This is a genomic window from Ornithinicoccus hortensis, assembly GCF_006716185.1.
Lineage (GTDB): Bacteria > Actinomycetota > Actinomycetes > Actinomycetales > Dermatophilaceae > Ornithinicoccus > Ornithinicoccus hortensis.
This window is the reverse complement of sequence record NZ_VFOP01000001.1, coordinates 2,396,306-2,423,170: the sequence shown is the minus strand read 5'-3', so window position 1 is coordinate 2,423,170 and position 26,865 is coordinate 2,396,306. Positions and strand designations below refer to the sequence as shown.

Here is a 26,865-nt window from a genome sequence, read left to right as displayed (position 1 = left end):
GGAGAAACGCCCGTGACCGACACCCAGGCCACCCCCGTCCGACCCGCCGCACCGGAGCTGCGCATCGTCGAGAAGCGCGTCTACCGTGGGCCGAACGTCTGGAGCTACGAGCAGGCGATCCACCTGGTGGTGGACCTCGGCGTGCTCGAGGAGTACCCCTCCAGCACCGTCCCGGGGTTCACCGAGCGGTTGCTGGAGTGGGTGCCCGGGCTGTCCCGCCACGTGTGCTCCCGCGGCCGGCAGGGCGGCTTCGTCGAGCGGCTGCACGAGGGCACCTGGATGGGGCACATCACCGAGCACATCGCGCTCGAGCTGCAGAACGAGGCCGGTCACGACCTGCGCCGGGGCAAGACCCGCCAGGTCAAGGGCAAGCCGGGGCACTACAACGTGATCTTCGGGTTCGTCGACGAGCGGGTCGGCCTGGCCGCCGGCGAGTTGGCGGTCCGGATGGTCAACGACCTGGTCCAGCACGACGAGTCGTTCGACTTCACCGAGGAGCTCGACAACTTCCTGCGGCTGGCCCAGCGCACCGCCTTCGGCCCCTCGACCGCCGCGATCCTGGAGGAGGCTGCCAGCCGGGACATCCCGTTCATCCGGCTCAACACCGCCTCCCTGGTCCAGCTCGGCCAGGGGGTGCACGCCCAGCGGATCCGGGCGACGATGACCTCCCGCACCGGTGCCCTCGCGGTGGACATCGCCGGCGACAAGTCGCTGACCAACACGCTGCTGAGCTCGGCGGGCCTGCCGGTGCCGCTGGCCGACACCGTGCGCACCGAGGACGGCGCCGTGGCGGTCGCCGAGCGGATCGGCTACCCCGTCGTGGTGAAGCCGCTGGACGGCAACCACGGCCGGGGCGTCGGCATCAACCTCGGGGACGAGGCCGCGGTCCGGGCCCACTTCCCGGTCGCGGCGGCCCAGTCCCGGCGCGGGGTGATGGTCGTCGAGTCGTTCATCACCGGCAACGACTACCGCTGCCTCATCGTCGGCGGCCGGATGCAGGCGATCGCCGAGCGGGTCCCGGCCCACGTCATCGGCGACGGGACGCACACCATCAACGAACTGGTGGAGATCACCAACGCCGACCCTCGACGCGGCGTCGGCCACGAGAAGGTGCTCACCCGGATCACCGTGAACGAGCAGGCCGAGGAACTGGTCCGGATGCAGGGCTTCGAGCTGGACTCGGTGCCGCCCGAGGGCGAGATGGTCAAGCTCGCGCTGACCGGCAACATGTCCACCGGTGGCATCTCGGTCGACCGCACCTTCGACGCCCACCCGGAGAACGTCGAGATCGCCGAGGAGGCGGCCCGGATGATCGGGCTGGACGTAGCCGGCATCGACTTCATCTGCCCGGACATCTCGGCCCCCGTCCGGGAGACCGGCGGCGCGATCTGTGAGGTCAACGCCGCCCCCGGGTTCCGGATGCACACCCACCCGACCATCGGCGAGCCGCAGTTCATCGCCAAGCCGGTGGTGGACCTGCTCTTCCCGCCCGGCTCCCCCTCCCGGGTGCCGATCGTGGCGGTGACCGGCACCAACGGCAAGACCACCACCTCCCGCATGGTGGCCCACATCATGAAGGGCCTGGGCCGCCAGGTCGGGATGACCTCCACCGACGGCATCGTGATCGACGAGCGGCTGGTCAAGCGCTCGGACGCCTCCGGCCCCAAGTCGGCCCGGATGGTGCTGCAGAACCCGCGCGTCGACTTCGCGGTCATGGAGGTGGCCCGCGGCGGCATCCTGCGCGAGGGCCTGGGCTATGACCGCAACGACATCGCCGTGGTGACCAACGTCGCCGCCGACCACCTCGGGCTGCGCGGCATCGACACCGTCGAGCAGCTGGCGGCCGTCAAGCGGGTGGTCGTGGAGGCCGTCCCCCGGGACGGGTTCGCCGTGCTCAACGCCGACGACCCCAACGTCCGGGAGATGCGCAAGCACTGCGCCGGCAACGTCGTCTGGTTCTCCCTGCAGCCGCCCGGCTCCGAGGAGCGGGAGTTCATCGAGGTCCGGCTGCGCCGGGGCGGGCGTGCGGTCGTGCTCGAGCCGACCGACCGTGGCGAGATGATCGTGATCCGGCACGGGCGGCGCAGCATGCAGCTGGCCTGGACCCACCTGCTGCCGGCCACCTTCGGCGGGGCGGCCCGGTTCAACGTGGCCAACGCAATGGCCGCGACCGGTGCGGCATACGCCGCCGGCGCGCCACTGCACGACATCCGGCAGGGGCTGCGCACCTTCACCACGACCTACTACCTGTCCCCGGGCCGCCTGAACATGCTCGACGTGCGCGGCACCACGGTCTTCGTGGACTACTGCCACAACCCGGCCGGGATGCGGGCGCTGGGTGACTTCGTCAACAACTACGCCGAGCAGCGGGCCGTCCAGGCCGATGCCACCCGGGTCAGCCGGATCGGCGTGGTCGGTGCCGCCGGAGACCGGCGCGACGAGGACATCGTCGAGCTCGGTGCCGTCGCCGCGGACTACTTCGACGTCATCGTGGTCCGGGAGGACGACAACCGGCGCGGTCGGCCCGTGGGCCAGGCCGCCGAGCTGGTCGCCCGCGGCATCCAGCAGCGGATGGACGAGGGTGCCCGGTGCCGGGTGGTCGAGATCGTCCCCGAGGAGGACACCGCGGTCCGTCACGCGATGGTGCTGGCCAACGCCGGCGACCTGGTCGTGATGTGCGTCGACAAGCACGCCCGCGTCCTCAACGAGCTGGAGGAACTGAGCCAGTCCGCCTACGCCGGCGCCCGCGCCGACGAGGACCGGGCCGGCGACCCGGACCTGGACCCCGTGGAGCTGCACGAGGCCGCCGAGGCGTCGGCCGAGGAGGCCCGCAGCGACTACACCGAGGCGGAGGCTCCGGCGGCCGAGTCCCCCTGACCCCCGGTGGGGGGCGTCCCCCGGCCGATGATTCCCGCCGACCCCGGCGGTCTACCTCGTCGTCACACAGCGACACAGGAGGAATCATGGGCACGGTCATCGCGGCCATCACCGTCTCCGTCGACGGGTACGTCGTCGGGCCACAGGACGGTCCCGAACACGGCCTGGGCGTCGGCGGTGAACGGCTGCACTACTGGGTGATGGGCGGTCCCTGGAGCCACGGCGACACCGACCGCGACCCCGCAGGTATGCAGGGTGCCGACCGGGAGTTCTACGCGGAGGTGACCGCGGGCCCGGGCTGCGGCATCGTCGGGCGCGGCATGTACGAGTCCGTCGGCGCCTGAGGCGGTCTCCCTCGGCGGGGGTGCCGACCTGATCCGCCAGGGTCTGGCCGCGGGTGTCGTCGACGAGCTGGCGATCTCCACCGCGCCGGTCGTGCTCGGCGGCGGCAAGCTCCTGTTCGCCGGCTTCGGGCAGGACCTGGACCTGGAGATCCTCGGCACGTGGAGCTCGCCCTACGCGACCCACGTGCACTACGCGCTCGCCGCGGCCTGCTGACCGGCGTCGGCTCAGCGGGCGTCCTCGCCGCGCAACGCCGCGGTGAAGCGTTCCAGCTCCTGGGCGTAGTTGCGCATGGCCCGGCGGTAGCCGCTGTCGTCGGAGCCGGTGGCGTGCTGCATGACGTACTCCACCAGTCGCGCCACGCCGACCCGCGGGTTGTCCTGGTCGGCGTCGACCAGGGCCTGCAGGACCACCACGACCGCGCTGTCGGGCCGGATGGCGGCCAGTTCATCGAGCAGGTCCGCCGCCTCCGGCTGCTGGTCCAGGTTGCGCAGCGTCGAGGCCAGCCCGACCTGGGCGCGGAACCGGTGCGGCTCCCGGAGCCCGCCGGCCAGCGCCCGGCGGTAGTACGTGACGGCCTGGCTCTCGTCACCGGCATGGTCCAGCGCCGAGGCGAGCTCGTAGATCAGCCGCGGGTCGTCCGGCGACTGGTCGAGCAGCGTGCGGGCCGCCTCGACCCGCTCCTGGACCGGCCGCTCACCGATCGCGTTGAGGACCGCCTCGAGCTCATGCTCACCGCGGGCGGCGATGACCTTCTTGCGGATCTGGCGTCCCCCGTCCGGGGTCGCGCCGTGCTCCTCGAGCCACTCGACCACCGCGCCGCGCTCGGCGTGGCACATCAGGCAGACCACGTCCCCGTCGGTCATCGAGTCGACCATGGCGGCCAGGCCCTCGACCTCGGTCGGGGAGGATCCGCTGGCCACCGCGCCGACGTTGGCCAGCCCCCGGACGAACTGCTCCTCCAGGTCCTCCACGCTCCGGCCGCGCAGGTAGTGGCCCTTGTGGGTGATCTGGACCCGGTCGGCCCGGCGTCCGGCGATCTCGCCGAGCCCGCCCAGGATCTCGTCGGTGCGGTCGCCGACGCCGCCCAGGCCCAGGTGGATCCGGGCCCCGGGAGGACGCAGCCCCTCGGCGACGTCGCACAGGGCCTCGAGGCCGGCTTCGTTGTGCGCCAGGTCGACGATGACCGTGCCGCTCCCGCCACCGGGGACCGGGATGGTCCAGACGTTCATCCGGCCCGGGTTGTGCTGCAGGTCGGGGGTGAAGGTGCGCAGGCCCTCGACCACCCCCTCCCGCGGCAGCCCTAGGGCCAGTGCCGCCGCCGTGGCCGCGAGGGCGTTGGCGATGTTGTGCTGGCTCAGCCCGGACAGGGTCATCGGGACGTCCAGCACCCGGATCAACCGGTCGGGGTCGGCGTCCCGGCGCAGGATCACGATGGCGTCCTCGAGCACGGTGATGCCGCGGCCACACTTGTCGAGGGTCTCCCGCAGCGCCGGGGAGTCGGGGTGCAGGCTGAACATCCAGATCCGGCCGCTGGCGCTGGCCGCCATCGACCGGACGCGCGGGTCGTCCCCGTTGAGGACGACCCAGCCGTCCTTGCGGGTGACCCGGGTGATGATGCTCTTCACCTCGGCCAGCTGGTCGACTGTGTCGATCCCCTGGGTGCCGAGGTGGTCGGCGGTCACGTTGGTGACCACCGAGACGTTGTTGTGCGCCACGCCCATGCCCTTGAGCAGCAGCCCGCCCCGGGCGGTCTCCAGTATCCCCACCTGCACGCTGCGGTCCGCCAGCACGTGGCGACCGCCGGAGGGGCCGGAGTAGTCGCCGGCGACGACCTGGTCCCCCTGGATGAAGACGCCCTCGGTGGAGCTCCACCCGGTGCGGTTGCCGCAGGTCATCGACATGTGGGCGAGCAACCGGGTGGTTGAGGTCTTGCCGTTGGTCCCGGTGACCGAGACCACGGGGATCCGCGGGCGCACCAGGGTCGGACGGTCACCGGGCTCCGCGCCGGTGACGGCCGAGGCCGCCTCCGCGAGCGGCCCGGCGGGATCTGCCCCCGCCAGCAGCTCGGTCAGCGCGGGCTGCAGCGACTCCCCCATCGCCAGTGCCCGTCCCCGGTGCCGCCAGGGGAAGGCGACCACGATGCTGTCCAGGTCCGACGTGGGGCGGCCGCGCACCCCGAGCCGGGTCCCGCTGGCCTCGGCGATCCGTCGCACGACGGTGCTGACCAGCCGCACCAGGAAGCGGTGCCGCTGCTCGGTGTGCGGCTTGCCCGGGGCGACCCGGCGCAGGCCCAGGCGGTCGGCCAGGTCCTGCATCTGCCCCTGGCTCGCGGACTGGTAGCCCGGTATGTCGATGCTGACCTTGACCGTCGGCCGCGGGAAGTAGAGGTTGGGGCCCTCCAGCAGCCGGACCTCACGGACGTGCACGGGGGCCGCGTCGGGTGCGCTCTCCTGGGGCACTCAGAACCCCATCGCGTGGAAGCCGCCGTCCACGTGCACGATCTCGCCGGTGGTGGCGGGGAACCAGTCGGACAGCAGCGCGATGCACGCGCGGGCGGCCGGCTCCGGGTCCTTGATGTCCCAGCCGAGCGGGGAGTGCTCCCCCCACCGGGCGAACTGGTCGAACATCGGGATGGACTTGGCGGCGGTCGTGGCGATCGGACCGGCCGACACCAGGTTGCACCGGATCCCCTTGGGTCCGAGGTCCCGGGCCAGGTAGCGGCTGGTGGACTCGAAGGCCGCCTTGGCCACGCCCATCCAGTCGTAGACCGGCCAGGCGTAGCTCGCGTCGAGGGTCAGCCCGACGACCGAGCCGCCCTCCTTCAGCAGCGGCAGCGTGGCCACCGACAGCGCCTTCAGCGAGAACGCGGAGACCTGCAGCGCCGTCGCCGCGTCCTCCCAGGTCGCGTCGAGGAAGTTGAATGCGCCCTTGGGGGCGAACCCGATGGAGTGCAACACCCCGTCGAGCGCGTCCACGTGCTCCCCGAGGCGCTCGGCCAGGGTGTCCAGGTGCTCCTGGTTGGCCACGTCCAGTTCGATCACCGGGGCCTCCACCGGAAGACGCTTGGCGATCGACTGGGTGATCCGGAAGGTCCGGCCGAACGAGGTCAACACCACCTCCGCCCCCTGCTCCTGGGCCAACTTGGCCACGTGGAAGGCGATGGATGACTCCATCAGGACACCGGTGAGCAGAAGCTTCTTGCCGTCGAGGAGCATGGGGGCAGAATAGTCGTCCCGGGCCACTTCTCAGTGACCCATGCCGAGGCCGCCGTCAACGGGCACCACCGCACCGGAGATGTAGGCCGCGTCCGGGCCCGCCAGGAAGCGCACCACGCGGGCGACCTCCTCGGGCGAGGCGAAGCGTCCCGCGGGGATCGCGCTGAGGTACTGCTTCTTGCGCTCCTCGGGCAGTTCGCCGGTCATCTCCGTGTCGATATACCCGGGGGCGACCACGTTGGCGGTGATGTTGCGGCTGCCCAGCTCCCGGGTGATCGAGCGGGCGAGCCCCACCAGCGCCGACTTGGACGCGGCATAGTTGGCCTGCCCGGGCGAGCCGTAGAGGCCGACGACCGAGGAGATCAGGATGATCCGCCCCTTGCGGGCCCGGATCATCCCCTTGGCGGCGCGGCGCGCGCACCGGAAGGCCCCGGTGAGGTTGGTGTCCAGCACGGACTCGAAGTCCTCGTCGCTCATCCGCATCAGCAGGGTGTCCTTGGTGATGCCCGCGTTGGCCACGAGGACCTCCACCGGCCGGCCGAAGATCTCCTCGGCCTGGGTGAAGGCGGCGTCGACGCTGTCGGAGTCGGTGACGTCGGCGATCACGCCGCGCAGCCCCTCCGGCGGCTCCCCGCTGCGGTGGGTGATCAGGACCTCGTCCCCGGCGGCGGCGAACTCGCGGGCGATGGCCAGGCCGATGCCCCGGTTGCCTCCGGTCACCAGGACGGTCCGGGCAGATTCTTCTGGATGCTGGGTGCTCACCCCGCACACGGTAGTCGTATCGTGGAGGGGTGCGCAGGTCCCATACCCCCCAGTCGGTCACGAGCGTGGCAGCATCGCCCGCCGAGGACCGCAGGAAGCGGATGCGCACCTACCTGATCGCGATGGCTTTCCGGACCGTCTGCTTCCCGCTGGCGGTGTGGGCGCTCGTCAGCGGGTGGGCCGTCGTGGGGTGGACCCTGGGTCTGGTGGCCGTGGTGATGCCCTCCTTCGCCGTGATGCTGGCCAACGCCGTGGACCAGCGGCGCCGGCCGGCCGGGACGGTGCAGTCACCGAACCAGGCCCTGCCGCCCGCACCGTGACGGCAGCCAACACCCCGGGCCCCGAGCTCGTCTGCAGCGCGCGCGGCTGTCGCGACCGCGCGGCATACGGCGTCGTCTGGAACAACCCCTCGGTGCACGCGCCCGACCGGCGCAAGGTCTGGTTGGCCTGCCCCGAGCACCGGGAGTCGCTGTCCGGCTTCCTGTCCCTGCGCGGGTTCCTGCTCGAGGTGCTCCCGGTCGCTGAGCTCGGGCCCGAGGACGGCTGACCGAACGTGCTGCGCACCCTGATGAGCCGGCAGTGGGCCGGCGCGCTCGCCCTGGCCGCGGTGTTCGCGGTCGTCGCCGTGCTGCTGGGCAACTGGCAGTACTCCAAGCACGTGGACAAGACGGCCAACAGGGACCGGGTGGCCGCCCACTACGACGCCGAGCCGCGGCCGCTGGGCGACACCGTCGACCTCACCGAGCCGGTCACCCAGGCCGAGGAGTGGACCCGGGTGACCGCGACCGGGAGCTACCGCGCGCAGGACCAGCTGATGGTCCGCAACCGGCCGTTCGACGGCACCTTCGGCTACGAGGTGCTGGTGCCCTTCGTCCCGGACGACGGCTCCCCCGCCGTGCTGGTGAACCGGGGGTGGCTGGCCAACGCGGAAGACGCCTCGACGCTGCCCGAGGTACCGCCCCCGCCGGAGGGGACGGCCACGGTCACCGGGTGGCTGCGACCCGGTGAGCCTGACCTGGGCCGGGACCTGCCCGCGGGGCAGCTGGCCTCGATCAACGTCGCCGGCGCCCAGGCTGCGATCGGGCCGGACCTGCCGCTGCTGGACGGCTACCTGGTGCTGGGCGAGGAGTCGCCCGAGGTGGAGCGCCCCGTGCCGATCGCCCGCCCCCGCACCGACCTGGGCCCCCACCTCGCCTACGCGATCCAGTGGTGGTTCACCTCCCCGATCGGGTTCGTCATGGTCGTCGTCTTCGCTCGCCGGGACTACCTGGACGCCCAGGCGCAGGAGCGGACCGCGACCGACGGCACGCCCGTCCCCGCCCGCCCCAAGAAGGTCCGGATCTGGGACGAGGAGGACGGCTAACCGGCTGCGCCCCGGTGCCGGAGCCGTTCGCGGCTGCCGGAGGTGTCACCGTCCGCGACTAGGAGAACGTTCGGGGCACTGGTAGCACGGTCGACCGTGCCACCAGTGCCCCCAACCGTCTACCAGTGGGCCTCGCCCGTCAGCCCCGGCGCTCGCGGGGCTGCTCCCGGAACTGCGTGTCGTGCAGCACCCGGTAGAGCCCGCCCTCGGCCAGCAGCTCCTGGTGCGTCCCGCGCTGCACGATCCGGCCCCGGTCGAGGACCAGGATCTGGTCGGCGTCCCGGATGGTGGACAGCCGGTGCGCGATGACCAGCGAGGTCCGGCCCTCGAGCGCGGCGTCCAGGGCCCGTTGCACGGCCGCCTCGGACTCGCTGTCCAGGTGGGCGGTCGCCTCGTCCAGCACCACCACCCGGGGTGAGCGCAGCAGCAGCCGGGCCAGCGCGAGCCGTTGCTTCTCGCCCCCGGACAGCCGGTGGCCCCGGTCCCCCACCACCGTGTCCAGGCCGTCCGGCAGCGAGGACACCAGGGCCTCGACCTGCGCGGCCCGCAACGCCTCCCAGATGGCGTCCTCGGTGGCCGCGGGGTCGGCATACAGCAGGTTGGCCCGGATAGAGTCGTTGAACATGTGGGCCTCCTGGGTGACCACGCCCACCGTCTCCCGCAGCGACCCGAGCTCGACCTCGCGCAGGTCCACCCCACCGACCCGGACGGTCCCCTCGCTCGGGTCGTACAACCGGGGGACCAGGTTGGTCAACGTGGTCTTGCCGGCGCCGCTGGGGCCGACTAAGGCGACCAGCTGGCCGGGCTCGATCCGGGCGGTCACCCCGCGCAGCACGGGCCGTCCGTCCTCGTGCTCCGCGCCCGGCCGCTGCTCGAGGGAGGCCACCGACACCTCCTCGGCGGAGGGGTAGGCGAAGGTCACGCCGTCCAGCTCCACCCCGACCGGCCCATCGGGGACTGCGGTCGGGTCGGGAGCCTCGGTCACCAACGGTTCGAGGTCGAGCACCTCGAAGATCCGCTCGAAGGAGACCAGCGCGGTCATGATGTCGACCCGGGCGTTGGACAGCGCCGTGAGCGGCCCATAGACGCGCCCGATCAGGGCGGCCATCGCCACCAGCGTGCCCACCGACAGCTGGCCGGCGACGGCCATCAGCCCGCCCATCCCGTAGACGAGGGCGGTCGCGAGCGCGGCGACCATGGCCAGGCCGGCCATGAACACCGCCCGGTTCAGCGCGATCGAGACCCCGGCGTCGCGGACCCCGGCCGCGCGTGCCGCATACTCCCGGTTCTCCTCCTCGGGGCGGCCAAACAGCCGCACCAACAGGGCGCCGGCCACGTTGAACCGCTCGGTCATCCGGGTGGCCAGCTCGGCGTTGAGGTTCATCTGCCGCCGGGTGAGCGCGGAGAGCCGGTCCCCCATCAGCTTGGCCGGGACCAGGAAGACCGGCAGCAGGAGCAGCGCCAGCAGGGTGATCTGCCAGGACATGGTGACCAGCACGCCGAGCGTCAGCGCCAGCGACACCAGGTTGCTGACCAGCCCGGACAGGATGCTGGTGAACGCCTGTTGGGCGCCGATCACGTCGGTGTTCAGCCGGTTGACCAGCGCGCCGGTCTGCGCCCGGGTGAAGAACGCGATCGGCTGGCGCAGCACGTGCGCGAAGACCTCGCTGCGCAGGTCCAGGATCAGGCCCTCCCCGATCCGGGCCGAGTAGAGCCGGATGGCCACGGTGAGCAGGGCCTCCAGCAGCGCGAGCACCGCCACGAGGCCGCCGAGCACGATCACCACCCGCCGGTCCCCCGGGACCACCCCGTCGTCGATGATCGCGCGCAGCACCAGCGGCACCGCCGTGACCAGGGCCGCGGCGAGCACGGTGAGCACCAGGAAGACCGTGATCTGGGGAAGGAACCTCCGGCCGTATGCCGCCACGCGCCGGACCGTGCCGCGCTGCAGCCGGTGGTCGGTGACCGCACCGTCCTTGGTGAAGCCCCGGACCACCGCTCCCGGTCCCTGACCCCGTCCGATCGTCACCGGCGCCTCACCTCCTCGTCGCGGCCCTCAGGCGAGGGCGATCAGGTCCAGGTAGTCCGGACCCCAGTGGTCCTCGTCACCGTCGGGCAGCAACAGCACACGCTCGGGCTCGAGTGCGGCCACCGCCCCCTCGTCGTGGCTGACGAGCACCACGGCCCCGGCGTAGGAGCGCAGCGCGGCCAGGACCTCCTCGCGGCTGGCCGGGTCCAGGTTGTTGGTGGGCTCGTCGAGCAGCAGCACGTTGGCTGCCGAGACGACCAGCATGGCCAGCGCCAGCCGGGTCTTCTCCCCGCCGGACAGCACCCGGGCGGGCTTCTCGACGTCGTCGCCGGAGAACAGGAACGAGCCGAGCACCTTGCGGGTCTCGGTCTCCCCCAGGTCCGGGGCCGCCGACTTCATGTTGTCCAGCACGCTCCGCGAGACGTCGAGCGTCTCGTGTTCCTGCGCGTAGTAGCCCAGCTTGAGCCCGTGGCCCGGGACGACCTCCCCGGTGTCCGGTGCGTCCAGCCCCGCCAGGATCCGCAGCAGCGTCGTCTTGCCGGCACCGTTCAGGCCCAGCACGACGACCTTGGAGCCGCGGTCGATGGCCAGGTCGACGTCGGTGAACACCTCCAGCGAACCGTAGGACCGGGACAGCCCCTCGGCCGTCAGCGGCGTCTTGCCGCAGGCCGCCGGGGTCGGGAAGCGCAGCTTGGCGACCTTGTCGCTGACCCGCTCCTGCTCCACGGAGGCCAGCAGCCGCTCGGCCCGGCGGGCCATGTTCTGCGCGGCCACCGCCTTGGTCGCCTTGGCCCGCATCTTGTCGGCCTGGGCCAACAGGGCACCGGCCTTCTTCTCGGCGTTGGCCCGTTCGCGGCGGCGGCGCCGCTCGTCGGTCTCCCGCTGGACCAGGTACTGCTTCCAGCCCATGTTGTACTGGTCGATCTCGCCGCGGTTGGCGTCCAGGTGGAAGACCCGGTTGACCACGGTCTCGATGAGCGCCACGTCGTGCGAGATCACCAGGAGGGCACCTGGGTAGGTCTTCAGGTAGTCGCGCAGCCAGGCGATCGAGTCGGCGTCCAGGTGGTTGGTCGGCTCGTCCAGCAGCAGCGTGCTGGCGCCGGAGAACAGGATCCGGGCGAGCTCCACCCGGCGCCGCTGACCACCGGAGAGCGTGCGGAGCGGCTGGCCGAGCACCCGGTCGGGCAGGCCCAGGCTGGAGGCGATCGAGGCGGCCTCGGACTCCGCGGCATACCCGCCCCGGGCGTCGAACTCCGCGTCGAGCCGGGCATACCGGTTCATCGCCCGCTCGCGGACGGTGTCCTCCCCGCTGGCCATCGCCCCCTCGGCGACCCGCAGCTCGCGCAGGATGGTGTCCAGCCCCCGGGCGGACAGGATGCGGTCGCGGGCCAGCACGTCGAGGTCACCGGTCCGCGGGTCCTGGGCCAGGTAGCCGACCTCCCCGGACCGGGTCACCGTGCCCGCGGCGGGCTGCCCCTCACCGGCGAGCACCCTGGTCAGGGTGGTCTTGCCGGCGCCGTTGCGCCCCACCAGTCCGACCCGGTCCCCGGGCCCTACCCGGAAGGTCACCTCGTCCATCAGCAGGCGTGCGCCCGCACGCAGCTCCACACCCGTTGCCACGATCACCGAAACTGCAACTCCTCATATGTCGTGTCTGAAACGGGCCGACTGGTTAGTCTACGCGGGACGCGACTGTTCTGTCGCCGCCATATCCTGGGTCACACCCAGGATCCGGATCCGCACCCGCACGGAGGCAGGATGACGTTCAAGGAGAATGCTCGGCTCGACAGGTCCCAGGTCGGCGGGGGCGGAAGTGGCGGCCGCCGCGGCGGTGGTGGCATCGCGGTCGGTGGCGGCGTGGGCGGTCTGCTCCTGGTCATCCTCTACATGCTCATCCAGGGCCTGGGCGGCGGCGGGGGCGGCATCGGCGGCGCGCAGGGCCCGTGGAACTTCAGCACGAGCAACGTGGTGGACGACCAGGAGGACGCCACCGGCGACTTCTCGCACTGCCAGACCGGCGCGGACGCCAACGAGCACGCCGACTGCCGGGTGATCGGCACCGTCAACAGCGTCCAGCAGTACTGGAACTCCGCGGCCGACGGCTACCAGCCGGCGAAGACCATCATGTTCTCCGGGGCGGTGCAGACCGGCTGCGGCGCGGCCAACAGCCAGGTCGGGCCGTTCTACTGCCCGCTGGACCAGCAGGTCTACATCGACGTCAGCTTCTTCCAGCAGCTGGAGCAGATGGGCGCCGACGGCGGACCGCTCGCCCAGATGTATGTCGTGGCCCACGAGTACGGCCACCACGTCCAGAACCAGCTGGGGCTGCTCAACCGGGCCCAGCAGGACCCGCAGGGCCCGGAGTCCGGCGCGGTCCGGGTGGAGCTGCAGGCCGACTGCTTCGCCGGCGTGTGGGTCGCCCACGCGGACGGCACCCGCACCGGCGACGAGTCCGACGCCATGCTCGAGCGGGTCACCGAGGACCAGATCTCCTCGGCGCTGTCCGCGGCCGAGGCGGTCGGCGACGACCGGATCCAGGAGCAGATGCAGGGCCGGGTCACCCCGGAGAACTGGACGCACGGCTCCTCGGAGCAGCGCAAGCACTGGTTCATGACCGGATACGAGAGCGGCGACCCGAACGCCTGCGACACCTTCGCGGCCGACGACCTGGGCTGACCCGGGACCGCCGGTGGGTGGTTCCCCGGCCGGGCGCGTCAGCCGCCCGGCCGGGTCTCAGTCGCCTACCGCGGAGGCGGACTCCCGGAGCCGGACGCGGACGGCCCGCCCCCGGCGCAGCGCGTGCTCCAGCACCGTCAGGCGCGGGTCGGGGATGTCGTAGAACTCCCGTCGTGGCAGCCCGGTCAGGTCCGCCAGCCGGGGCTCCGCCAACACCTGGCGCACCAGGGCCTTGTCCCCGCCCGCCACCAGCCCCTCCAGTCCGGCACCTCCGAGACGGTCCAGGACCAAGTCGGTCACCGTGCCGACCAGGGCGTCCGCCTGGTTGCCCCGTCGCCGGGCGAAGCGCTGTTGGGACCAGCCACCCGCGGCAGTGCGGGACTGCACGTAGCGGGTGCCGCACTTGTGGTCCACCAGCCGGTCCCCGCTCGCCCGGCCCACGGCATACCCGCCCCTGCGCAGCAGCACCAGGCCCAGCGTCTGCGGCGGACTCCCCCACCCCACCAGTTCGCGACGGGACGTCGGGACGGCGGCACTGTCGGGCGCCGGCCAGGTCTGCAGGTCCGCGACCGAGCCGTCGTCGGCCACGAGCCGGACCACGCCGGGCTCCCCTTCGGGAGTTGTCCAGCGCAGCGTCCCGTGCCGCTCGGCGAAGCCGTCGACCCAGCGCCCGAGCCGGGCGGGGTCGACCTCGATCAGCCGGGGCGCCGGCGCGCCGGGACCGGTCAGCGTCTCAGACGTTGAAGCCCAGGGCGCGCAGCTGCTCGCGGCCCTCGGGGGTGATCTTGTCCGGCCCCCACGGCGGCATCCAGACCCAATTGATCCGGTGGCTGCTGACCAGGCCCTCCAGTGCCTGCTCGATCTGCTCCTCGATCACCTCGGTGAGCGGGCAGGCCGCACTGGTCAGGGTCATGTCGATGACCGTGTGGGACTGCGCGTCGACGGTCACGCCGTAGACGAGGCCGAGGTCGACGACGTTGATCCCGAGCTCGGGGTCGACGACGTCGCGCAGGGCCTCCTCGACATCGGCGACGTTGGGCGGGGTGGTGGCGGTCTGGCTCATCGCTCCTCCTCAGGGACGAGGTCGTGTACTTCTCAGGATGTCACGTCGGCGGCGTCAGGGACGGCCGCGCCGGCTCGGGCGAGGGCATCGGTGAAGGCCGCCCAGCCGAGCAGCGCGCACTTGACCCGGGCCGGGTAGTTGGAGACCCCGGCGAAGGCCACGCCGTCACCGATCTGCTGCGGGTCGCCGGGATCCTGGCCCTTGCTGGTCAGCATCGCCCGCATCGCCCGGTAACTGGCCAGGGCCTGCGGCACGGTGTGCCCGATGGTCTCCTCGGCCAGGACGGAGCTGGAGGCGATCGAGATCGCGCAGCCCATCGCGTCGTAGGACACGTCGCGCACCACGTCGCCGTCCAGTCTCACCCGCAGGGTCACCTCGTCACCGCACGTCGGGTTGACGTGGTGCACCTCGGCGTCGAAGGGCTCGCGCAGCCCGGCGTGCTGCGGCCGTTTGGAGTGCTCGAGGATCAACTCGGCATACAGGTCCATCAGGCGCTCACCCCGAAGACCCCGGGCACCAGGTCCAGCGCGGCGACGAAGGCGTCGATCTCCTCCGTCGTGGTGTAGACGTGGAAACTGGCCCGGGTGCTCGCCGGGATCCGCAGCCGACGGTGCAACGGCCAGGCGCAGTGGTGTCCGGTGCGGACCGCGATGCCCTGGTCGTCCAGGATCTGCCCGACGTCGTGCGGGTGGACGCCGTCGACGGTGAACGCGACCGCGCCGGCCCGGAGCGCCGGGTCCGCGGGACCCAGCGTCCGCACCCAGGGGCGCTCGGCCAGTGCGGCCAGGGTGTAGGCCGTCAGCTCGCGGTCGTGCGCGGCGACCCGGTCCATGCCGAGCTCGGCGAGGTACTCGCAGGCGGTGGCCAGGCCGACCGCCTGCGCGGTCACCGGGACCCCCGCCTCGAAGCGCTGCGGCGGCGGGGCGTAGCTGGACCCCTCCATCCGGACCACCTCGATCATCGAGCCGCCGGTCAGGAACGGGGGCATCGCCGCCAGCAGCTCGGTGCGCCCCCAGAGCACGCCGATCCCCGAGGGGCCGAGGACCTTGTGCCCGGTGAACGCCAGGAAGTCCACCCCGAGGGCGGCCACGTCGACCGGCAGGTGCGGCACGGACTGGCAGGCGTCGACCAGGGTCAGCGCCCCGACCTCGCGGGCCGCGGCCACCAGCGGGGCGACGTCGTTGACGGTGCCCAGCACGTTGGAGACCTGGGTGAAGGCGAGCACCTTGGTGCGCGGCCCCACCACCTCGCCGGGGTCGCCGAGCAGGCCGTCGTCCGTGACGCCGATCCATCGCAGGGTCGCCCCGGTGCGCCGGGCCAGCTCCTGCCACGGCACCAGGTTGGCGTGGTGCTCCATCTCGGTGACCACGATCTCGTCACCGGGCCCCAGTCGCAGCCGGGCGGCCACCTCCGGGTCGGCCCCGTCGACGGCGCCGGGCGCGCCCGCGTTGCTCATCGCATACGCGACCAGGTTGATCGCCTCGGTGCCGTTCTTGGTGAAGACGACCTCCCCGGGCCGCCCACCGATGAACCCGGCCACGACGGCCCGGGCCCGCTCGAAGGCGTCCGTGGCCTCCTCGGCCAGCTGGTGCGCGCCCCGGTGCACGGCGGCATTGTGCTGGGTGTAGAACTCCTGCTCCGCGTCCAGCACGCATCCCGGCTTCTGCGAGGTGGCGCCGCTGTCCAGGTAGACCAGCGGCCGCCCCCCGCGCACGGTCCGGGACAGGATGGGGAAGTCGGCCCGGATCCGGGCCAACTCCACATCCGTGAAGGCGGGCATGCTCAGGCCTGCACCGTGAGGTAGCGGTCGTAGCCCTCTTCCTCGAGGCGGTCGGCCAGCTCGCGCCCACCGGACTCGGCGATCCGCCCCTCGATGAAGACGTGCACCTGATCGGCCTGGATGTAGCGCAGGATGCGGGTGTAGTGGGTGATCAGCATGACGCCGAGCCCGGTGTTCTCCTTGACCCGGTTGACGCCCTCGGAGACGACCTTGAGCGCGTCGACGTCCAGACCGGAGTCGGTCTCGTCGAGGATCGCGATCTTGGGCTGCAGCAGCTCCATCTGCAGGATCTCGTGGCGCTTCTTCTCACCGCCGGAGAAGCCCTCGTTGACGTTGCGCTCGGCGAAGGAGGTGTCCATCCGCAGGGCGGTCATCGCCTCCTTGACGTCCTTGACCCAGTGCCGCAGCTTCGGGGCCTCGCCGTCGACGGCGGTCTTGGCCGACCGCAGGAAGTTGGAGACCGTCACGCCCGGCACCTCGACCGGGTACTGCATGGCCAGGAACAGCCCGGCCTGGGCGCGCTCATCGACGCCCATCGCGAGCACGTCCTCGCCGTCCAGGGTCACGGTGCCGCTGGTCACGGTGTACTTCGGGTGGCCGGCCACCGAGTAGGCCAGGGTGGACTTGCCGGAGCCGTTGGGGCCCATCAGGGCGTGCGTCTCACCGGAGTTCACGGTCAGGTCGACGCCCTTCAGGATCGGCTTCGGGCCGGCCTCGGTCTCGACGCTGACGTGCAGGTCACGGATCTCAAGAGTGGTCATCTGTTCTTCGTCCTCGTTGTGTCGGTATGCCGTGGTGCCGGCAGGTCTTCAGTCGTTGATGGCGACGTAGACGTCGTCGCCCTGGATCTTCACGGTGTGCACGACGACGGGTTGCGTCGCGGGCAGGCTGGTCGGGCGCCCGGAGACCATGTCGAACCGGGAGCCGTGCAGCCAGCACTCGATGCTGGTGCCGTCGACCTCGCCCTCGGCCAGGGAGATGTTCTCGTGCGTGCAGGTGTCGTCGAAGGCGTGGACCTCCCCGCGGGAGTCCCTCGCGATCGTGACCATCCTGCCGTCGAAGTCGGCGCGCACCGCACCGACCTCCGGCAGGTCCTGCAGGGTGCAGACCCGCACGAATCCCCGGTCCTCGGGCTGGGCGCTCATGCCGGCTGGACCGTCTCTCCCATGTCCTTGGCCAGCTCTTCCTCGATGGCCGTCATCAGCTTGTCGACGACCTCGGGGACGCCGATCTTGGCGATGATGTCGGCGAAGAAGCCACGCACCACCAGGCGGCGCGCCTCGGCCTCGTCGATGCCACGGGACATCAGGTAGAACAGCTGCTCGTCGTCGAAGCGACCGGTGGAGCTGGCGTGACCGGCCCCGGCGATGTCGCCGGTCTCGATCTCCAGGTTCGGCACCGAGTCGGCGCGGGCGCCGTCGGTGAGGACCAGGTTGCGGTTCAGCTCGTAGGTGTTGATCCCCTCGGCCTCCTTGCGGATCAGCACGTCGCCGACCCACACGGTGCGCGCGGTCTCGCCTTGCAGGGCGCCCTTGTAGGTGACCAGGGACTCGCAGTGCGGCGCGTTGTGGTCGATGAAGGAGCGGTGCTCCAGGTGCTGACCGGCGTCGGCGAAGTACACCCCGAGCAGCGTGGCGTTGCCGCCGTTGCCGCCGTAGGTGACGTTGCTGTTCACCCGGACGATGGAGCCGCCGAGGGTGACCGCGATGTGCTTGTAGGTCGCGTCGCGCCCGACCCGGGCCTCGTGCTGGCCCAGGTGCACCGCGTCGTCCTCCCACTGCTGCAGGGAGACGACGGTGAGGTCGGAGCCGTCCCCGACGACGACCTCAAGGTTGCCGGTGTGGTCCGCGCTGCCGGTGTGGTTGAGCACGACCAGCGCCTTGCTGTGCGCACCGGTCTCCAGCACGTAGTGGGCGTTGCTGCGCCGACCGGCGCCGTTGCCGTGGACGGTGATCCGCAGCGGCTCGGCATACTCGGCGTCGGCGGGCACCTTGACGTGCAGCGCCTCGGCGGTGTTCGCGGAGGCGACCACGGCGCCGCGGTCCTCCGGGACCAGCACGGTGCCGCGGGGCGCCTGCCCCAGGGCCAGTCTGTCGACGGTGACGCCCTCGGGCACCTGGACGTCGAAGTCCGCGGCGTGGTCGCCGGACCGGTCGTCGGTCGCCTCGTCGGCGAAGACGCCGCCGAGCCGGTCGATCGGGGTGAAGCGCCATTCCTCCTCGCGACCGTTGGGGACCGGGAAGTCCGCCACGTCGAAGGACCGGGTGCGGGCCGCACGGGACTCGTCCGGCACCCGTCCCACCTGGGACTGTGGGTCGGTGTGGTCGGTCGCGCGGGGCGCGTTGGTGGTGTCGGTGACCAGGGTCATCAGCCGACGGCTCCTTCCATCTGCAGCTCGATCAGGCGGTTCAGCTCGAGGGCGTACTCCATCGGCAGCTCACGGGCGATGGGCTCGACGAACCCGCGCACGATCATGGCCATGGCCTCGGTCTCGGACATACCGCGGGACATCAGGTAGAACATCTGGTCCTCGGACACCTTGGAGACGGTCGCCTCGTGGCCCATCTGGACGTCGTCCTCGCGGACGTCGACATACGGGTAGGTGTCCGAGCGGGAGATCTGGTCGACCAGGAGGGCGTCGCAGACCACGCTGGACTTGCTGTGCGCGGCCCCGGCCAGCACCTGCACCAGGCCCCGGTAGGAGGTGCGGCCACCGCCACGGGCCACCGACTTGGACACGATGGTCGAGGAGGTGTGCGGGGCGGCGTGCACCATCTTCGCGCCGGCGTCCTGGTGCTGGCCCTCACCGGCGAAGGCGACCGACAGGGTCTCCCCCTTGGAGTGCTCTCCGAGCAGGTAGACGGCCGGGTACTTCATGGTGACCTTGGAGCCGATGTTGCCGTCGATCCACTCCATGGTGGCGCCCTCGGCGCAGGTGGCGCGCTTGGTGACCAGGTTGTAGACGTTGTTCGACCAGTTCTGGATCGTCGTGTAGCGCACCCGGGCGTTCTTCTTGACGATGATCTCCACGACGGCCGAGTGCAGGCTGTCGGACTGGTAGATCGGGGCGGTGCAGCCTTCGACGTAGTGCACGGAGGAGCCCTCGTCGGCGATGATCAGGGTCCGCTCGAACTGGCCCATGTTCTCGGTGTTGATCCGGAAGTAGGCCTGCAGCGGGATCTCCACGTGGACGCCCGGCGGCACGTAGACGAACGAGCCGCCACTCCATACGGAGGTGTTCAGCGAGGCGAACTTGTTGTCGCCGACCGGGATGACCGAGCCGAAGTACTCGCGGAACAGGTCCTCGTGCTCGCGCAGCGCGGTGTCGGTGTCCAGGAAGAGGACGCCCTGCTCCTCCAGGTCCTCACGGATCTGGTGGTAGACGACCTCGGACTCGTACTGGGCCGCGACGCCGGCGATCAGCCGCTGCTTCTCGGCCTCGGGGATGCCCAGCCGGTCGTAGGTGTTCTTGATGTCTTCGGGCAGCTCGTCCCAGGTGGTGGCCTGCTTCTCGGTGGAGCGCACGAAGTACTTGATGTTGTCGAAGTCGATGTCGGACAGGTCCGACCCCCACGTCGGCATCGGCTTCTTGCCGAACAGGCGCAGCGCCTTGAGCCGGATGTCCAGCATCCACTCGGGCTCGTTCTTGAGCCGGGAGATGTCGCGCACGACCTCCTCGTCCAGGCCCCGCCGGGCGGTGGCGCCGGCCGCATCCGAGTCGGACCAGCCGTACTCGTAACGGCCCAGGTCCTTCAGACCTGGGTTCAGCTCTTCAATGTTGGTGCTCATCGCGAGGACCTCTCTTCGTGAGTCGACTCGGTGGCCGGTGGGGCATGGACAGGGTCGGGACGCTGGGCAACCGCCAGCGCCCCGGTGGGTACGAACGTGGTGCAGACGTGCTCGCCGCCGGCGAGCGTGGCCAGGCGCTGCACGTGCACGCCCAGCAGTCGGGAGAACGCCTCGGTCTCCGCGTCACAGATCTGGCGGAACTCGGTGGCCACATTGCGCACCGGGCAGTGTCCTTGACACAACTGTATGCCGGTCAGGCCCGTTCCCTCACCAACAGGGCGGGTACTGGCGGCATACCCCGCGGCCGACAGGGCCGCGGCCAGCGCCTCGGTGCGGGCCGTGATGTCCTCGCCCGCCGCCTCGACCACGGACACGAGGCGCTCCTCGAGCTCGGCGACCTGCTCCTCGGCGAACGCGACCACGGCGTCCTCCCCGGCGTGCTCGCCGAGGAACCGCAGGGCGGCCGTGGCGATACCGTCGTAGCTGGTCTCGAACTGCTCCTGACCGATCCCGGTCAGGACGAAACTGCGGGCCGGGCGCCCACGGCCGCGGGACCCGCCCGCTACCGTCGCCTCGTGCTCGGCGATCATCCCGGCCTCGCTCAGCGCGTCCAGGTGCCGGCGCACGGCGGCCGGGGTCAGTCCCAGGACCTTGGCGAGTTCCCGGGCCGAGACCGGCCCCTGCTCGCCGATGGCACGACGGACGCGGTCCCGCGTGCGGGATTCGGCAGCGCCGTCGGCAATAAACACAAGCCCAGTGTGACCTATTTACGCCGGCGGAACCAAGCCAGGGAAGCCTAACCTTGGGGGGGTGCTCGGGCGGTCGGGACGCGGTGCCTGCTCCCCCGCCGTCGTCGCCTACAGTTTCCCTTCGTGATCCGCTTGCACGAGGTGACCCGCCGCTTCGGTTCGGTCCGCGCCCTGGACGGTATGTCGTGGACCGCCGCCCCCGGTCAGGTCACCACCCTGCTGGGGCCGAACGGCGCGGGCAAGACCACCTCCGTAGAGATCGCTGAGGGGCTGCAGCACGCCGACTCGGGCCGGGTCGAGGTGCTCGGCACCGATCCCTGGCAGGCCGGCCCCGCGCACCGCGCCCGGGTGGGCGTCATGCTGCAGGACGGCGGGCTCCCGCAACAGGTGCGCCCGATGGCGTTGCTGCACCACCTCGCCACGTTCTACGCCCGGCCCGCCGACGTCACCGAACTCGCGGAGACGTTGCGGATCCCCGAGTTCGCCGGCACCACCATCCGGCGGCTGTCCGGGGGCCAGCGGCAGCGGGTGGCGCTCGCGGCCGCGCTGGTGGGCCGCCCTGACGTGCTCTTCCTGGACGAGCCGACCGCCGGGCTGGACCCGCACGTCCGCCGGGACGTCTGGAGCCTGATCCGCGAGACGGCCGCCGCGGGCGCGACCGTCCTGGTGACCACGCACTCCTTCGAGGAAGCCGACCGGCTCGCCGACCACGTGGTGATTGTGACCACCGGCCGCGCGGTGGCCGAGGGCACCGTCGCCGAGGTGTCGGGCGACGGGAAGCTGGAGGACGCATACTTTGCGCTGACCGAACTGGCGGACGCGGGATGACGGCCGGCACCGACACCGCCCGCTCCGGACACGCCGGTCCGGCCACGCCCTCGCGACGGGTGCTGGCCCAGGCCAGGTTCGAGGCCACCGGCCTGTTGCGCCACGGCGAGCAGCTCCTGGTCTCGGTGGTCCTGCCGCTGATGGCCCTGGTCGGGCTGGCGATGGGCTCCACCCCCGACCTCGGGTCCGGCCGACGGGTCGACCTGGCCGCGGCGGGTGTCGCCGCGATGGCCGTGATGTCCACCGCTTTCACCGGTCAGGCGATCCTGCTGGCCTTCGAACGCCGCTACGGCGTGCTGCGCCTGCTCGGCACCACGCCGCTGGGCCGGTCCGGGCTGCTGGCGGCCAAGGCGCTGTCTGTGCTGGTGGTGCTCGCCGTCCAGCTCCTGGTCCTCGGGGTGACCGCGCTGGCGCTCGGCTGGCGCCCGGACCCCGTCGGGATCCCCCTGGCGCTCCTCGTCGGCCTCCTTGGGACCGCGGCCTTCGCCGGTCTCGCGCTCCTGCTTGGTGGCACGCTCCGCGCCGAGGGCGTGCTGGCCCTGGCCAACCTGATCTGGATCGTGCTCGTGGCCGGTGGCGGTGTCCTCGTCCCGACCGAGCAGCTCCCCGGCGCGCTTGGCCCGATCGCCCGGATGCTGCCGTCCGGCGCGCTCGGCGACGGCATGCGCGCCGCCCTGGTGGAGGGGCGGCTGGACCTCGTCGCTGCCCTGGTGCTGCTGGTCTGGGCGGCCGGCACCTCGTTGCTGGTGACCCGCGTCCTGCGCTGGAGCGACTGACCTACCATGAGGCAGTGACCCCCACCTCCCCCTGGCTGCGCCGGATCCTGCTCGCCAACCTGGTCCTCCAAGTGCTCATCGTGGTCACCGGCGGCCTGGTCCGGCTCACCGGGAGCGGCCTGGGTTGTCCCACGTGGCCGGAGTGCCACCCCGGCTCCTACACCCCGGTCCTGGAGGACTCGGCCAGCTACCACCCCTACATCGAGTTCGGCAACCGGATGCTGAGCATCCTGGTGGGTTTCGCCGCCCTTGCCGCGGTCGTGGGGGTCTGGCGCTGGGCTCGGCACCGCCGGGGCCTGCCGCTGCTCGCCGGCCTGATCATCGGATTCACCGTCCTGCAGGGAGTGCTCGGCGGCATCACGGTGCGCACCGGTCTGCACCCGACCACGGTCATGGCGCACTTCCTGATCTCGATGGGCCTGGTCGCGATCAGCACCGCCCTGGTGTGGCGCGAGCGCCAACCCGACGGGCCGCCCCGCAGCCTCGTCCCGGTCATCGTGCAGCGCCTCGGCTGGCTCACCGCCCTGGTCCTGGTCGCCGTGCTGGTCCTCGGGACGGTCGTCACCGGCTCCGGGCCGCACTCCGGTGACGCGAACGACCCGGCCCGGTTCGGCTTCGACCCGCGGACCATCTCCTGGCTGCACGCCGACTCCGTGATGCTCTTCATCGGCCTGGTGCTCGCGATGCTCGTGGCCACCACCCTGGTCCCCGACGCGCGCCGGTCCCGGGAGATCTGGGGCTACGTCATGCTGATCTCGCTGGCCCAGGGCCTGATCGGCTACACCCAGTACCTCGCTGGCCTCCCCGAGTTCCTCGTCCTCGTCCACATGCTCGGCGCCGCCCTCCTGACCCTCACCGTCACCCTCGGCATCCTCACCCTCAACGAGCACGCCACCCCCAACCCCCGACCAGACGCGTGACCTGGCGGCCTCCAACCCCCACCAGACGCCTCACCTGGCGGCCTCCAACCCCCACCAGACGTCTCACCTGGCGGTCGCCAGTGCCCACCGGACGGCTCGTCGGGCGATCCTGACCCCTGACCGAGCCCGCCATCGGTCGGTCCCGTCGCCGCGCCCGAGACGGAGACCGCCCGGTCGCGCGCTCGGTCGCGGGTGAAGCCGCCCGATCACACGTCTGGATGGGGTGAAAGCCGACCGGTCACGCGTCCGGTCGGGAGTGAAAGCCGACCGGTCACGCGTCCGGTCGGGGGTGAAAACCGCCAGGTCGCGCGTCCGGTCGAGAGGGGGTCAGAAGGAGATGGGGAGGGCCCAGTGGAGCAGGGGGTCGACGGCCACGCCCAGGAACAACAGGGTCAGGTAGCTGATCGAGTAGTGGAACAGCCGCATCGCCCGGAGGCCGGTGCCGGTGACGCCGTGACGCGCCCGGCTCAACAGGCCGTGGGCCTCGACCAGGAAGACCGCGCCGGCGACGACCGCCGTGACGGTGTAGATCCACCCCATGTCGGCGACCGGGACGAGGGCTAGCGAGACCAGCACGGTCACCCAGGAATAGACCACGACCTGGCGCCCCACCGCGATGTCCTCGGCGACGACCGGCAGCATCGGGACGCCGGCGTTGGCGTAGTCCTCCTTGAACCGCATCGACAGCGGCCAGTAGTGCGGCGGCGTCCAGAAGAAGACGACCAGGAAGAGCACCAGCGCGGGCCAGTCGAGGCTGTTGGTCACCGCGGACCAGCCGATCAGCACCGGCATGCAGCCGGCGACACCACCCCAGACGATGTTCTGGCTCGTCCGGCGCTTTAGCAGCAGGGTGTAGAAGCCGACATAGAGCACGATCGCGGCGAGCCCCAGCCAGGCGGACAGCCAGTTGACCAGCACGCCGAGCCAGACCACCGACGCCACCCCGAGGACGACCCCGAAGATCATCGCGTTGCGGGGACTGATCGCGCCGGTCACCAGCGGTCGGTTCTCGGTGCGGTGCATCCGCGCGTCGATGTCGCGGTCCAGGTAGCAGTTCAGGGTGTTCGCCGAGCCCGCCGACAGCGAGCCGCCCACGAGGGTCGCCAGGATCAGCCAGATCGACGGGACGCCACGCTCGGCCAGGAACATCACCGGGAAGGTCGTGACCAGGAGCAGCTCGATGATCCTCGGCTTGGTCAACGACACGTAGTCGCCGACCACCTGCTGCCACCCTCGCTCTGGCGCGGACGCCCCGGCTGTAGGAGGGCGGCGGTCCAAGGTGGTCACAGTGTCCCTTCGCGATGGTCGGGTGGATGCCGGCCGGTATGCCGGAGGTTGCGTCTCGATGGTACCCGCCCGGGGGGTGCTGCGTGGGTCGGGCCCGCGCACTAGAGTCGGGGGAGAATCCAGACGGGCCCGGCATTCCGCCGCTCATCGCCCGAGTTCTTCAGTGAGGAGTGCCAGATGTCTGATCAGGTAGCCGACACCAAGGTCACCGGAAACCGCGACGAGGGCCTCGCCAGGCCGGTCGCGGAGAACGCCGGGTGGACCGACCTCGATATCCGTGCGGTCGACACGGCCAGGGTGCTGGCCGCCGACGCCGTCCAGAAGGTCGGGAACGGGCACCCGGGGACGGCGATGAGCCTGGCTCCCGTCGCCTACCTGCTCTACCAACAGGTGATGCGGCACGACCCGAGCGACCCGCACTGGCTGGGTCGCGACCGGTTCGTCCTCTCGGCCGGCCACTCCAGCCTCACCCAGTACGTCCAGCTCTACCTCAACGGCTACGGCCTGGAGATGGACGACCTCAAGTCGCTCCGCACCTGGGGCAGCCTGACCCCGGGGCACCCGGAGGTCCACCACACCACCGGCGTCGAGATCACCACCGGCCCCCTCGGGTCCGGCATGGCCTCCGCCGTGGGTATGGCGATGGCCCAGCGGCGGCAGCGCGGGCTGCTGGACCCGGACGCCGCGGCCGGGGACTCCCCGTTCGACCACCACGTGTGGGTGATCGCTTCGGACGGTGACCTGATGGAGGGCGTGTCCTCGGAGGCCAGCTCGCTGGCCGGCCACCAGGAGCTCGGCAACCTGACCGTCGTCTACGACCAGAACTTCATCTCCATCGAGGACGACACGGACATCTCCTTCTCCGAGGACGTGGCCAAGCGCTACGAGGCCTACGGCTGGGAGGTCATCACGGTCGACTGGCGCGAGGCCGAGCCCTACACCGAGGACATCGACGCGTTGCTGGCCGCCCTCGAGGCCAGCCGCGCCAGCGTGGACCGGCCGACCCTGGTGCTGTTGCGCACCATCATCGCCTGGCCCGCGCCGACCAAGCAGGACACCGGCGCCTCACACGGGTCCGCCCTCGGCGACGACGAGATCGCGGCCACCAAGAAGCTCCTGGGCTTCGACCCGGACGTCGCCTTCCCGGAGGAGCCGGAGGTCCTCGCCCACGTCCGCCAGGTCGTCGAGCGCGGGAAGACCGCGCACGCCGAGTGGGACAAGACCTACCAGGCCTGGCGGGACGCCGACGCCGAGCGGGCCGCGCTGCTGGACCGACTGGTCGAGCGCCGGCTGCCGGACAACCTGGCCGATGCCCTGCCCGTCTTCCCCGCGGACGAGAAGGGCAAGGCCACGCGGGCCGCGTCCGGAGACGTCCTGACCGCACTGGCCGACGTCCTGCCCGAGTTGTGGGGCGGCTCGGCCGACCTTGCAGGGTCGAACAACACGACCATGAAGGGGCAGCCGAGCTTCGTCCCGCCGGCCAAGGCCACCGACGCCTTCCCGGGCGACCTCTACGGCCGCACCCTGCACTTCGGGATCCGAGAGCACGGGATGGGGATGATCCTGAACGGGATCGCGCTGGAGGGCCTGACCCGCCCGTACGGTGGAACCTTCCTGGTCTTCTCCGACTACATGCGTCCCTCCGTGCGCCTCGCAGCACTCCAGCAGCAGCCGGTCATCTACGTGTGGACCCACGACTCGATTGGGCTCGGCGAGGACGGGCCGACCCACCAGCCGGTCGAACACCTGGCTGCGCTGCGCGCGATCCCGGGTCTGGACGTTGTCCGACCGGCCGACGCCAACGAGACGTCTGCCGCCTGGCGCTCGGCGCTGGAGCACACGGACCGCCCAACCGCCCTGGTGCTGACTCGGCAGAACGTGCCGACCTTCGACCGGGAGAAGTTCGCCTCGGTGGACGGTGTGGCCAGGGGCGGGTACGTGCTGGCCGACGCCGAGGGCGACTCCCCCGACGTGATCCTCATCGGCACCGGGTCGGAGGTCCAGCTCGCGGTCCAGGCCCGCGACATCCTGGCCGCCGAGGGCGTGTCCGCCCGGGTCGTGTCGCTCCCCTGCCGGGAGTGGTTCGACGCCCAGGACCAGTCCTACCGCAACGAGGTCCTGCCCCCCGACGTGCGGGCCCGGGTCAGCGTCGAGGCCGGCATCGCCCAGGGCTGGCGCGAGCTGGTCGGTGACGCCGGCCGCACGGTCAGCCTGGAGCACTTCGGCGCCTCGGCCGACTACCAGCGGCTGTACACCGAGTTCGGGATCACCGCGGAGGCCGTCGCCGCTGCCGCCCGCGAGTCGATCGCGGCCGCGGCTGGCGACGAAGCCCCGGCGCAGAGCACCCCCGCCGACCCGAGCGGCAGCGAGCAGACCCTCGGCGACGCCTGAGCGGCGCGCCCGACC

The 26,865-nt window shown here is 71.5% G+C and carries 26 protein-coding genes; 11 read left to right on the top strand and 15 right to left on the bottom strand.

From position 1 onward, the window contains the following. The first annotated feature begins 12 nt into the window (after nt 1-12). The 3 genes from cphA to FB467_RS18765 all read left to right on the top strand — a co-directional run bounded on the left by cphA (nt 13) and on the right by FB467_RS18765 (nt 3,435). The gene (cphA, locus tag FB467_RS11210) at nt 13-2,877 is read left to right on the top strand and encodes a cyanophycin synthetase (RefSeq protein WP_141785169.1); all 2,865 of its coding nucleotides are present in this window, start codon (nt 13-15) and stop codon (nt 2,875-2,877) included. An 86-nt stretch (nt 2,878-2,963) separates the two neighbouring features. Continuing rightward, a complete protein-coding gene (locus tag FB467_RS18770; protein WP_211350594.1) occupies nt 2,964-3,221 on the top strand; it encodes a dihydrofolate reductase family protein in 258 nt (85 codons plus the stop codon). Nucleotides 3,222-3,249: 28 nt separating this feature from the next. Further along, the gene (locus tag FB467_RS18765) at nt 3,250-3,435 is read left to right on the top strand and encodes a dihydrofolate reductase family protein (protein WP_211350673.1); all 186 of its coding nucleotides are present in this window, start codon (nt 3,250-3,252) and stop codon (nt 3,433-3,435) included. A gap of 11 nt (nt 3,436-3,446) precedes the next feature. Here FB467_RS18765 and FB467_RS11200 read toward each other — a convergent pair whose 3' ends face one another. From FB467_RS11200 to FB467_RS11190, 3 genes are read right to left on the bottom strand one after another with little or no spacing between them, the layout of a single operon-like run. Further along, nucleotides 3,447-5,681, bottom strand: coding sequence for a tetratricopeptide repeat protein (locus tag FB467_RS11200; RefSeq protein ID WP_228393023.1), 2,235 nt, complete (start codon nt 5,679-5,681; stop codon nt 3,447-3,449). Continuing rightward, nucleotides 5,682-6,437 (bottom strand): enoyl-ACP reductase FabI, encoded by a 756-nt coding sequence (gene fabI / locus FB467_RS11195; protein WP_141785168.1) that lies wholly within the window; start codon nt 6,435-6,437, stop codon nt 5,682-5,684. It abuts the gene before it with no gap. A gap of 30 nt (nt 6,438-6,467) precedes the next feature. After that, the gene (locus FB467_RS11190) at nt 6,468-7,199 is read right to left on the bottom strand and encodes a beta-ketoacyl-ACP reductase (protein WP_228393022.1); all 732 of its coding nucleotides are present in this window, start codon (nt 7,197-7,199) and stop codon (nt 6,468-6,470) included. Between the two features lie 29 nt (nt 7,200-7,228). Here FB467_RS11190 and FB467_RS11185 point away from each other — a divergent pair, with 29 nt between their 5' ends. From FB467_RS11185 to FB467_RS11175, 3 genes are read left to right on the top strand one after another with little or no spacing between them, the layout of a single operon-like run. After that, entirely contained in the window at nt 7,229-7,519 is a 291-nt protein-coding gene (locus FB467_RS11185; protein WP_141785167.1) for a DUF3099 domain-containing protein, read from the top strand. Next, nucleotides 7,516-7,746, top strand: coding sequence for a hypothetical protein (locus FB467_RS11180; RefSeq protein ID WP_141785166.1), 231 nt, complete (start codon nt 7,516-7,518; stop codon nt 7,744-7,746). The genes FB467_RS11185 and FB467_RS11180 overlap by 4 nt, the downstream gene beginning before the upstream one ends. A gap of 6 nt (nt 7,747-7,752) precedes the next feature. Further along, on the top strand, nt 7,753-8,562 hold the full coding sequence (locus tag FB467_RS11175) for an SURF1 family cytochrome oxidase biogenesis protein (RefSeq protein WP_141785165.1): 810 nt from the start codon (nt 7,753-7,755) through the stop codon (nt 8,560-8,562). A gap of 139 nt (nt 8,563-8,701) precedes the next feature. Here FB467_RS11175 and FB467_RS11170 read toward each other — a convergent pair whose 3' ends face one another. Both FB467_RS11170 and FB467_RS11165 read right to left on the bottom strand, forming a co-directional pair. Next, nucleotides 8,702-10,591 carry an ABC transporter ATP-binding protein gene (locus FB467_RS11170; RefSeq protein WP_228393020.1) on the bottom strand — a complete coding sequence of 630 codons (1,890 nt, stop codon included), beginning with the start codon at nt 10,589-10,591 and terminating at the stop codon, nt 8,702-8,704. 27 nt (nt 10,592-10,618) lie between these two features. Then, entirely contained in the window at nt 10,619-12,217 is a 1,599-nt protein-coding gene (locus FB467_RS11165) for an ABC-F family ATP-binding cassette domain-containing protein (RefSeq protein WP_141785164.1), read from the bottom strand. A 132-nt stretch (nt 12,218-12,349) separates the two neighbouring features. Here FB467_RS11165 and ypfJ point away from each other — a divergent pair, with 132 nt between their 5' ends. Further along, nucleotides 12,350-13,267 carry a KPN_02809 family neutral zinc metallopeptidase gene (gene ypfJ, locus FB467_RS11160; RefSeq protein ID WP_141785163.1) on the top strand — a complete coding sequence of 306 codons (918 nt, stop codon included), beginning with the start codon at nt 12,350-12,352 and terminating at the stop codon, nt 13,265-13,267. A gap of 57 nt (nt 13,268-13,324) precedes the next feature. On the opposite strand, the gene FB467_RS11155 is transcribed toward ypfJ, so the two are convergent. The 9 genes from FB467_RS11155 to FB467_RS11115 are packed head-to-tail and all read right to left on the bottom strand — an operon-like array spanning nt 13,325 to nt 20,648. Next, nucleotides 13,325-13,963 carry an acVLRF1 family peptidyl-tRNA hydrolase gene (locus FB467_RS11155; RefSeq protein ID WP_141785162.1) on the bottom strand — a complete coding sequence of 213 codons (639 nt, stop codon included), beginning with the start codon at nt 13,961-13,963 and terminating at the stop codon, nt 13,325-13,327. 37 nt (nt 13,964-14,000) lie between these two features. Then, nucleotides 14,001-14,330 carry a metal-sulfur cluster assembly factor gene (locus tag FB467_RS11150; protein WP_141785161.1) on the bottom strand — a complete coding sequence of 110 codons (330 nt, stop codon included), beginning with the start codon at nt 14,328-14,330 and terminating at the stop codon, nt 14,001-14,003. Between the two features lie 32 nt (nt 14,331-14,362). Beyond that, complete coding sequence (gene sufU, locus FB467_RS11145; RefSeq protein ID WP_141785160.1) at nt 14,363-14,818, bottom strand: Fe-S cluster assembly sulfur transfer protein SufU; 456 nt, start codon at nt 14,816-14,818, stop codon at nt 14,363-14,365. Further along, nucleotides 14,818-16,110, bottom strand: coding sequence for an aminotransferase class V-fold PLP-dependent enzyme (locus tag FB467_RS11140; protein ID WP_141785159.1), 1,293 nt, complete (start codon nt 16,108-16,110; stop codon nt 14,818-14,820). The genes sufU and FB467_RS11140 overlap by 1 nt, the downstream gene beginning before the upstream one ends. Before the next feature lie 2 nt (nt 16,111-16,112). Beyond that, complete coding sequence (gene sufC / locus FB467_RS11135; RefSeq protein WP_141785158.1) at nt 16,113-16,871, bottom strand: Fe-S cluster assembly ATPase SufC; 759 nt, start codon at nt 16,869-16,871, stop codon at nt 16,113-16,115. A gap of 48 nt (nt 16,872-16,919) precedes the next feature. Further along, a complete protein-coding gene (locus FB467_RS11130) occupies nt 16,920-17,255 on the bottom strand; it encodes a non-heme iron oxygenase ferredoxin subunit (protein ID WP_141785157.1) in 336 nt (111 codons plus the stop codon). Then, nucleotides 17,252-18,478: a Fe-S cluster assembly protein SufD gene (sufD, locus tag FB467_RS11125; RefSeq protein WP_141785156.1), complete on the bottom strand. Its 1,227-nt coding sequence runs from the start codon at nt 18,476-18,478 to the stop codon at nt 17,252-17,254. Before sufD ends, FB467_RS11130 begins: the two co-directional genes overlap by 4 nt. Next, nucleotides 18,478-19,899, bottom strand: a complete 1,422-nt coding sequence (gene sufB, locus FB467_RS11120; protein WP_141785155.1) for a Fe-S cluster assembly protein SufB — start codon at nt 19,897-19,899, stop codon at nt 18,478-18,480. The genes sufD and sufB overlap by 1 nt, the downstream gene beginning before the upstream one ends. Beyond that, nucleotides 19,896-20,648, bottom strand: a complete 753-nt coding sequence (locus FB467_RS11115) for a helix-turn-helix transcriptional regulator (RefSeq protein ID WP_141785154.1) — start codon at nt 20,646-20,648, stop codon at nt 19,896-19,898. The genes sufB and FB467_RS11115 overlap by 4 nt, the downstream gene beginning before the upstream one ends. A 180-nt stretch (nt 20,649-20,828) precedes the next feature. On the opposite strand from FB467_RS11115, the gene FB467_RS11110 reads away from it, so the two are divergent. The 3 genes from FB467_RS11110 to FB467_RS11100 are packed head-to-tail and all read left to right on the top strand — an operon-like array spanning nt 20,829 to nt 23,172. Next, nucleotides 20,829-21,476: an ABC transporter ATP-binding protein gene (locus FB467_RS11110; RefSeq protein ID WP_141786617.1), complete on the top strand. Its 648-nt coding sequence runs from the start codon at nt 20,829-20,831 to the stop codon at nt 21,474-21,476. Then, nucleotides 21,473-22,252, top strand: a complete 780-nt coding sequence (locus FB467_RS11105; RefSeq protein ID WP_141785153.1) for an ABC transporter permease — start codon at nt 21,473-21,475, stop codon at nt 22,250-22,252. The genes FB467_RS11110 and FB467_RS11105 overlap by 4 nt, the downstream gene beginning before the upstream one ends. A gap of 14 nt (nt 22,253-22,266) precedes the next feature. Then, nucleotides 22,267-23,172: a COX15/CtaA family protein gene (locus FB467_RS11100; RefSeq protein ID WP_141785152.1), complete on the top strand. Its 906-nt coding sequence runs from the start codon at nt 22,267-22,269 to the stop codon at nt 23,170-23,172. 327 nt (nt 23,173-23,499) lie between these two features. On the opposite strand, the gene FB467_RS11095 is transcribed toward FB467_RS11100, so the two are convergent. Then, nucleotides 23,500-24,459, bottom strand: a complete 960-nt coding sequence (locus tag FB467_RS11095) for a heme o synthase (protein WP_141785151.1) — start codon at nt 24,457-24,459, stop codon at nt 23,500-23,502. Between the two features lie 177 nt (nt 24,460-24,636). On the opposite strand from FB467_RS11095, the gene tkt reads away from it, so the two are divergent. Further along, entirely contained in the window at nt 24,637-26,850 is a 2,214-nt protein-coding gene (gene tkt, locus FB467_RS11090) for a transketolase (RefSeq protein ID WP_141785150.1), read from the top strand. Nucleotides 26,851-26,865 lie beyond the last annotated feature (15 nt).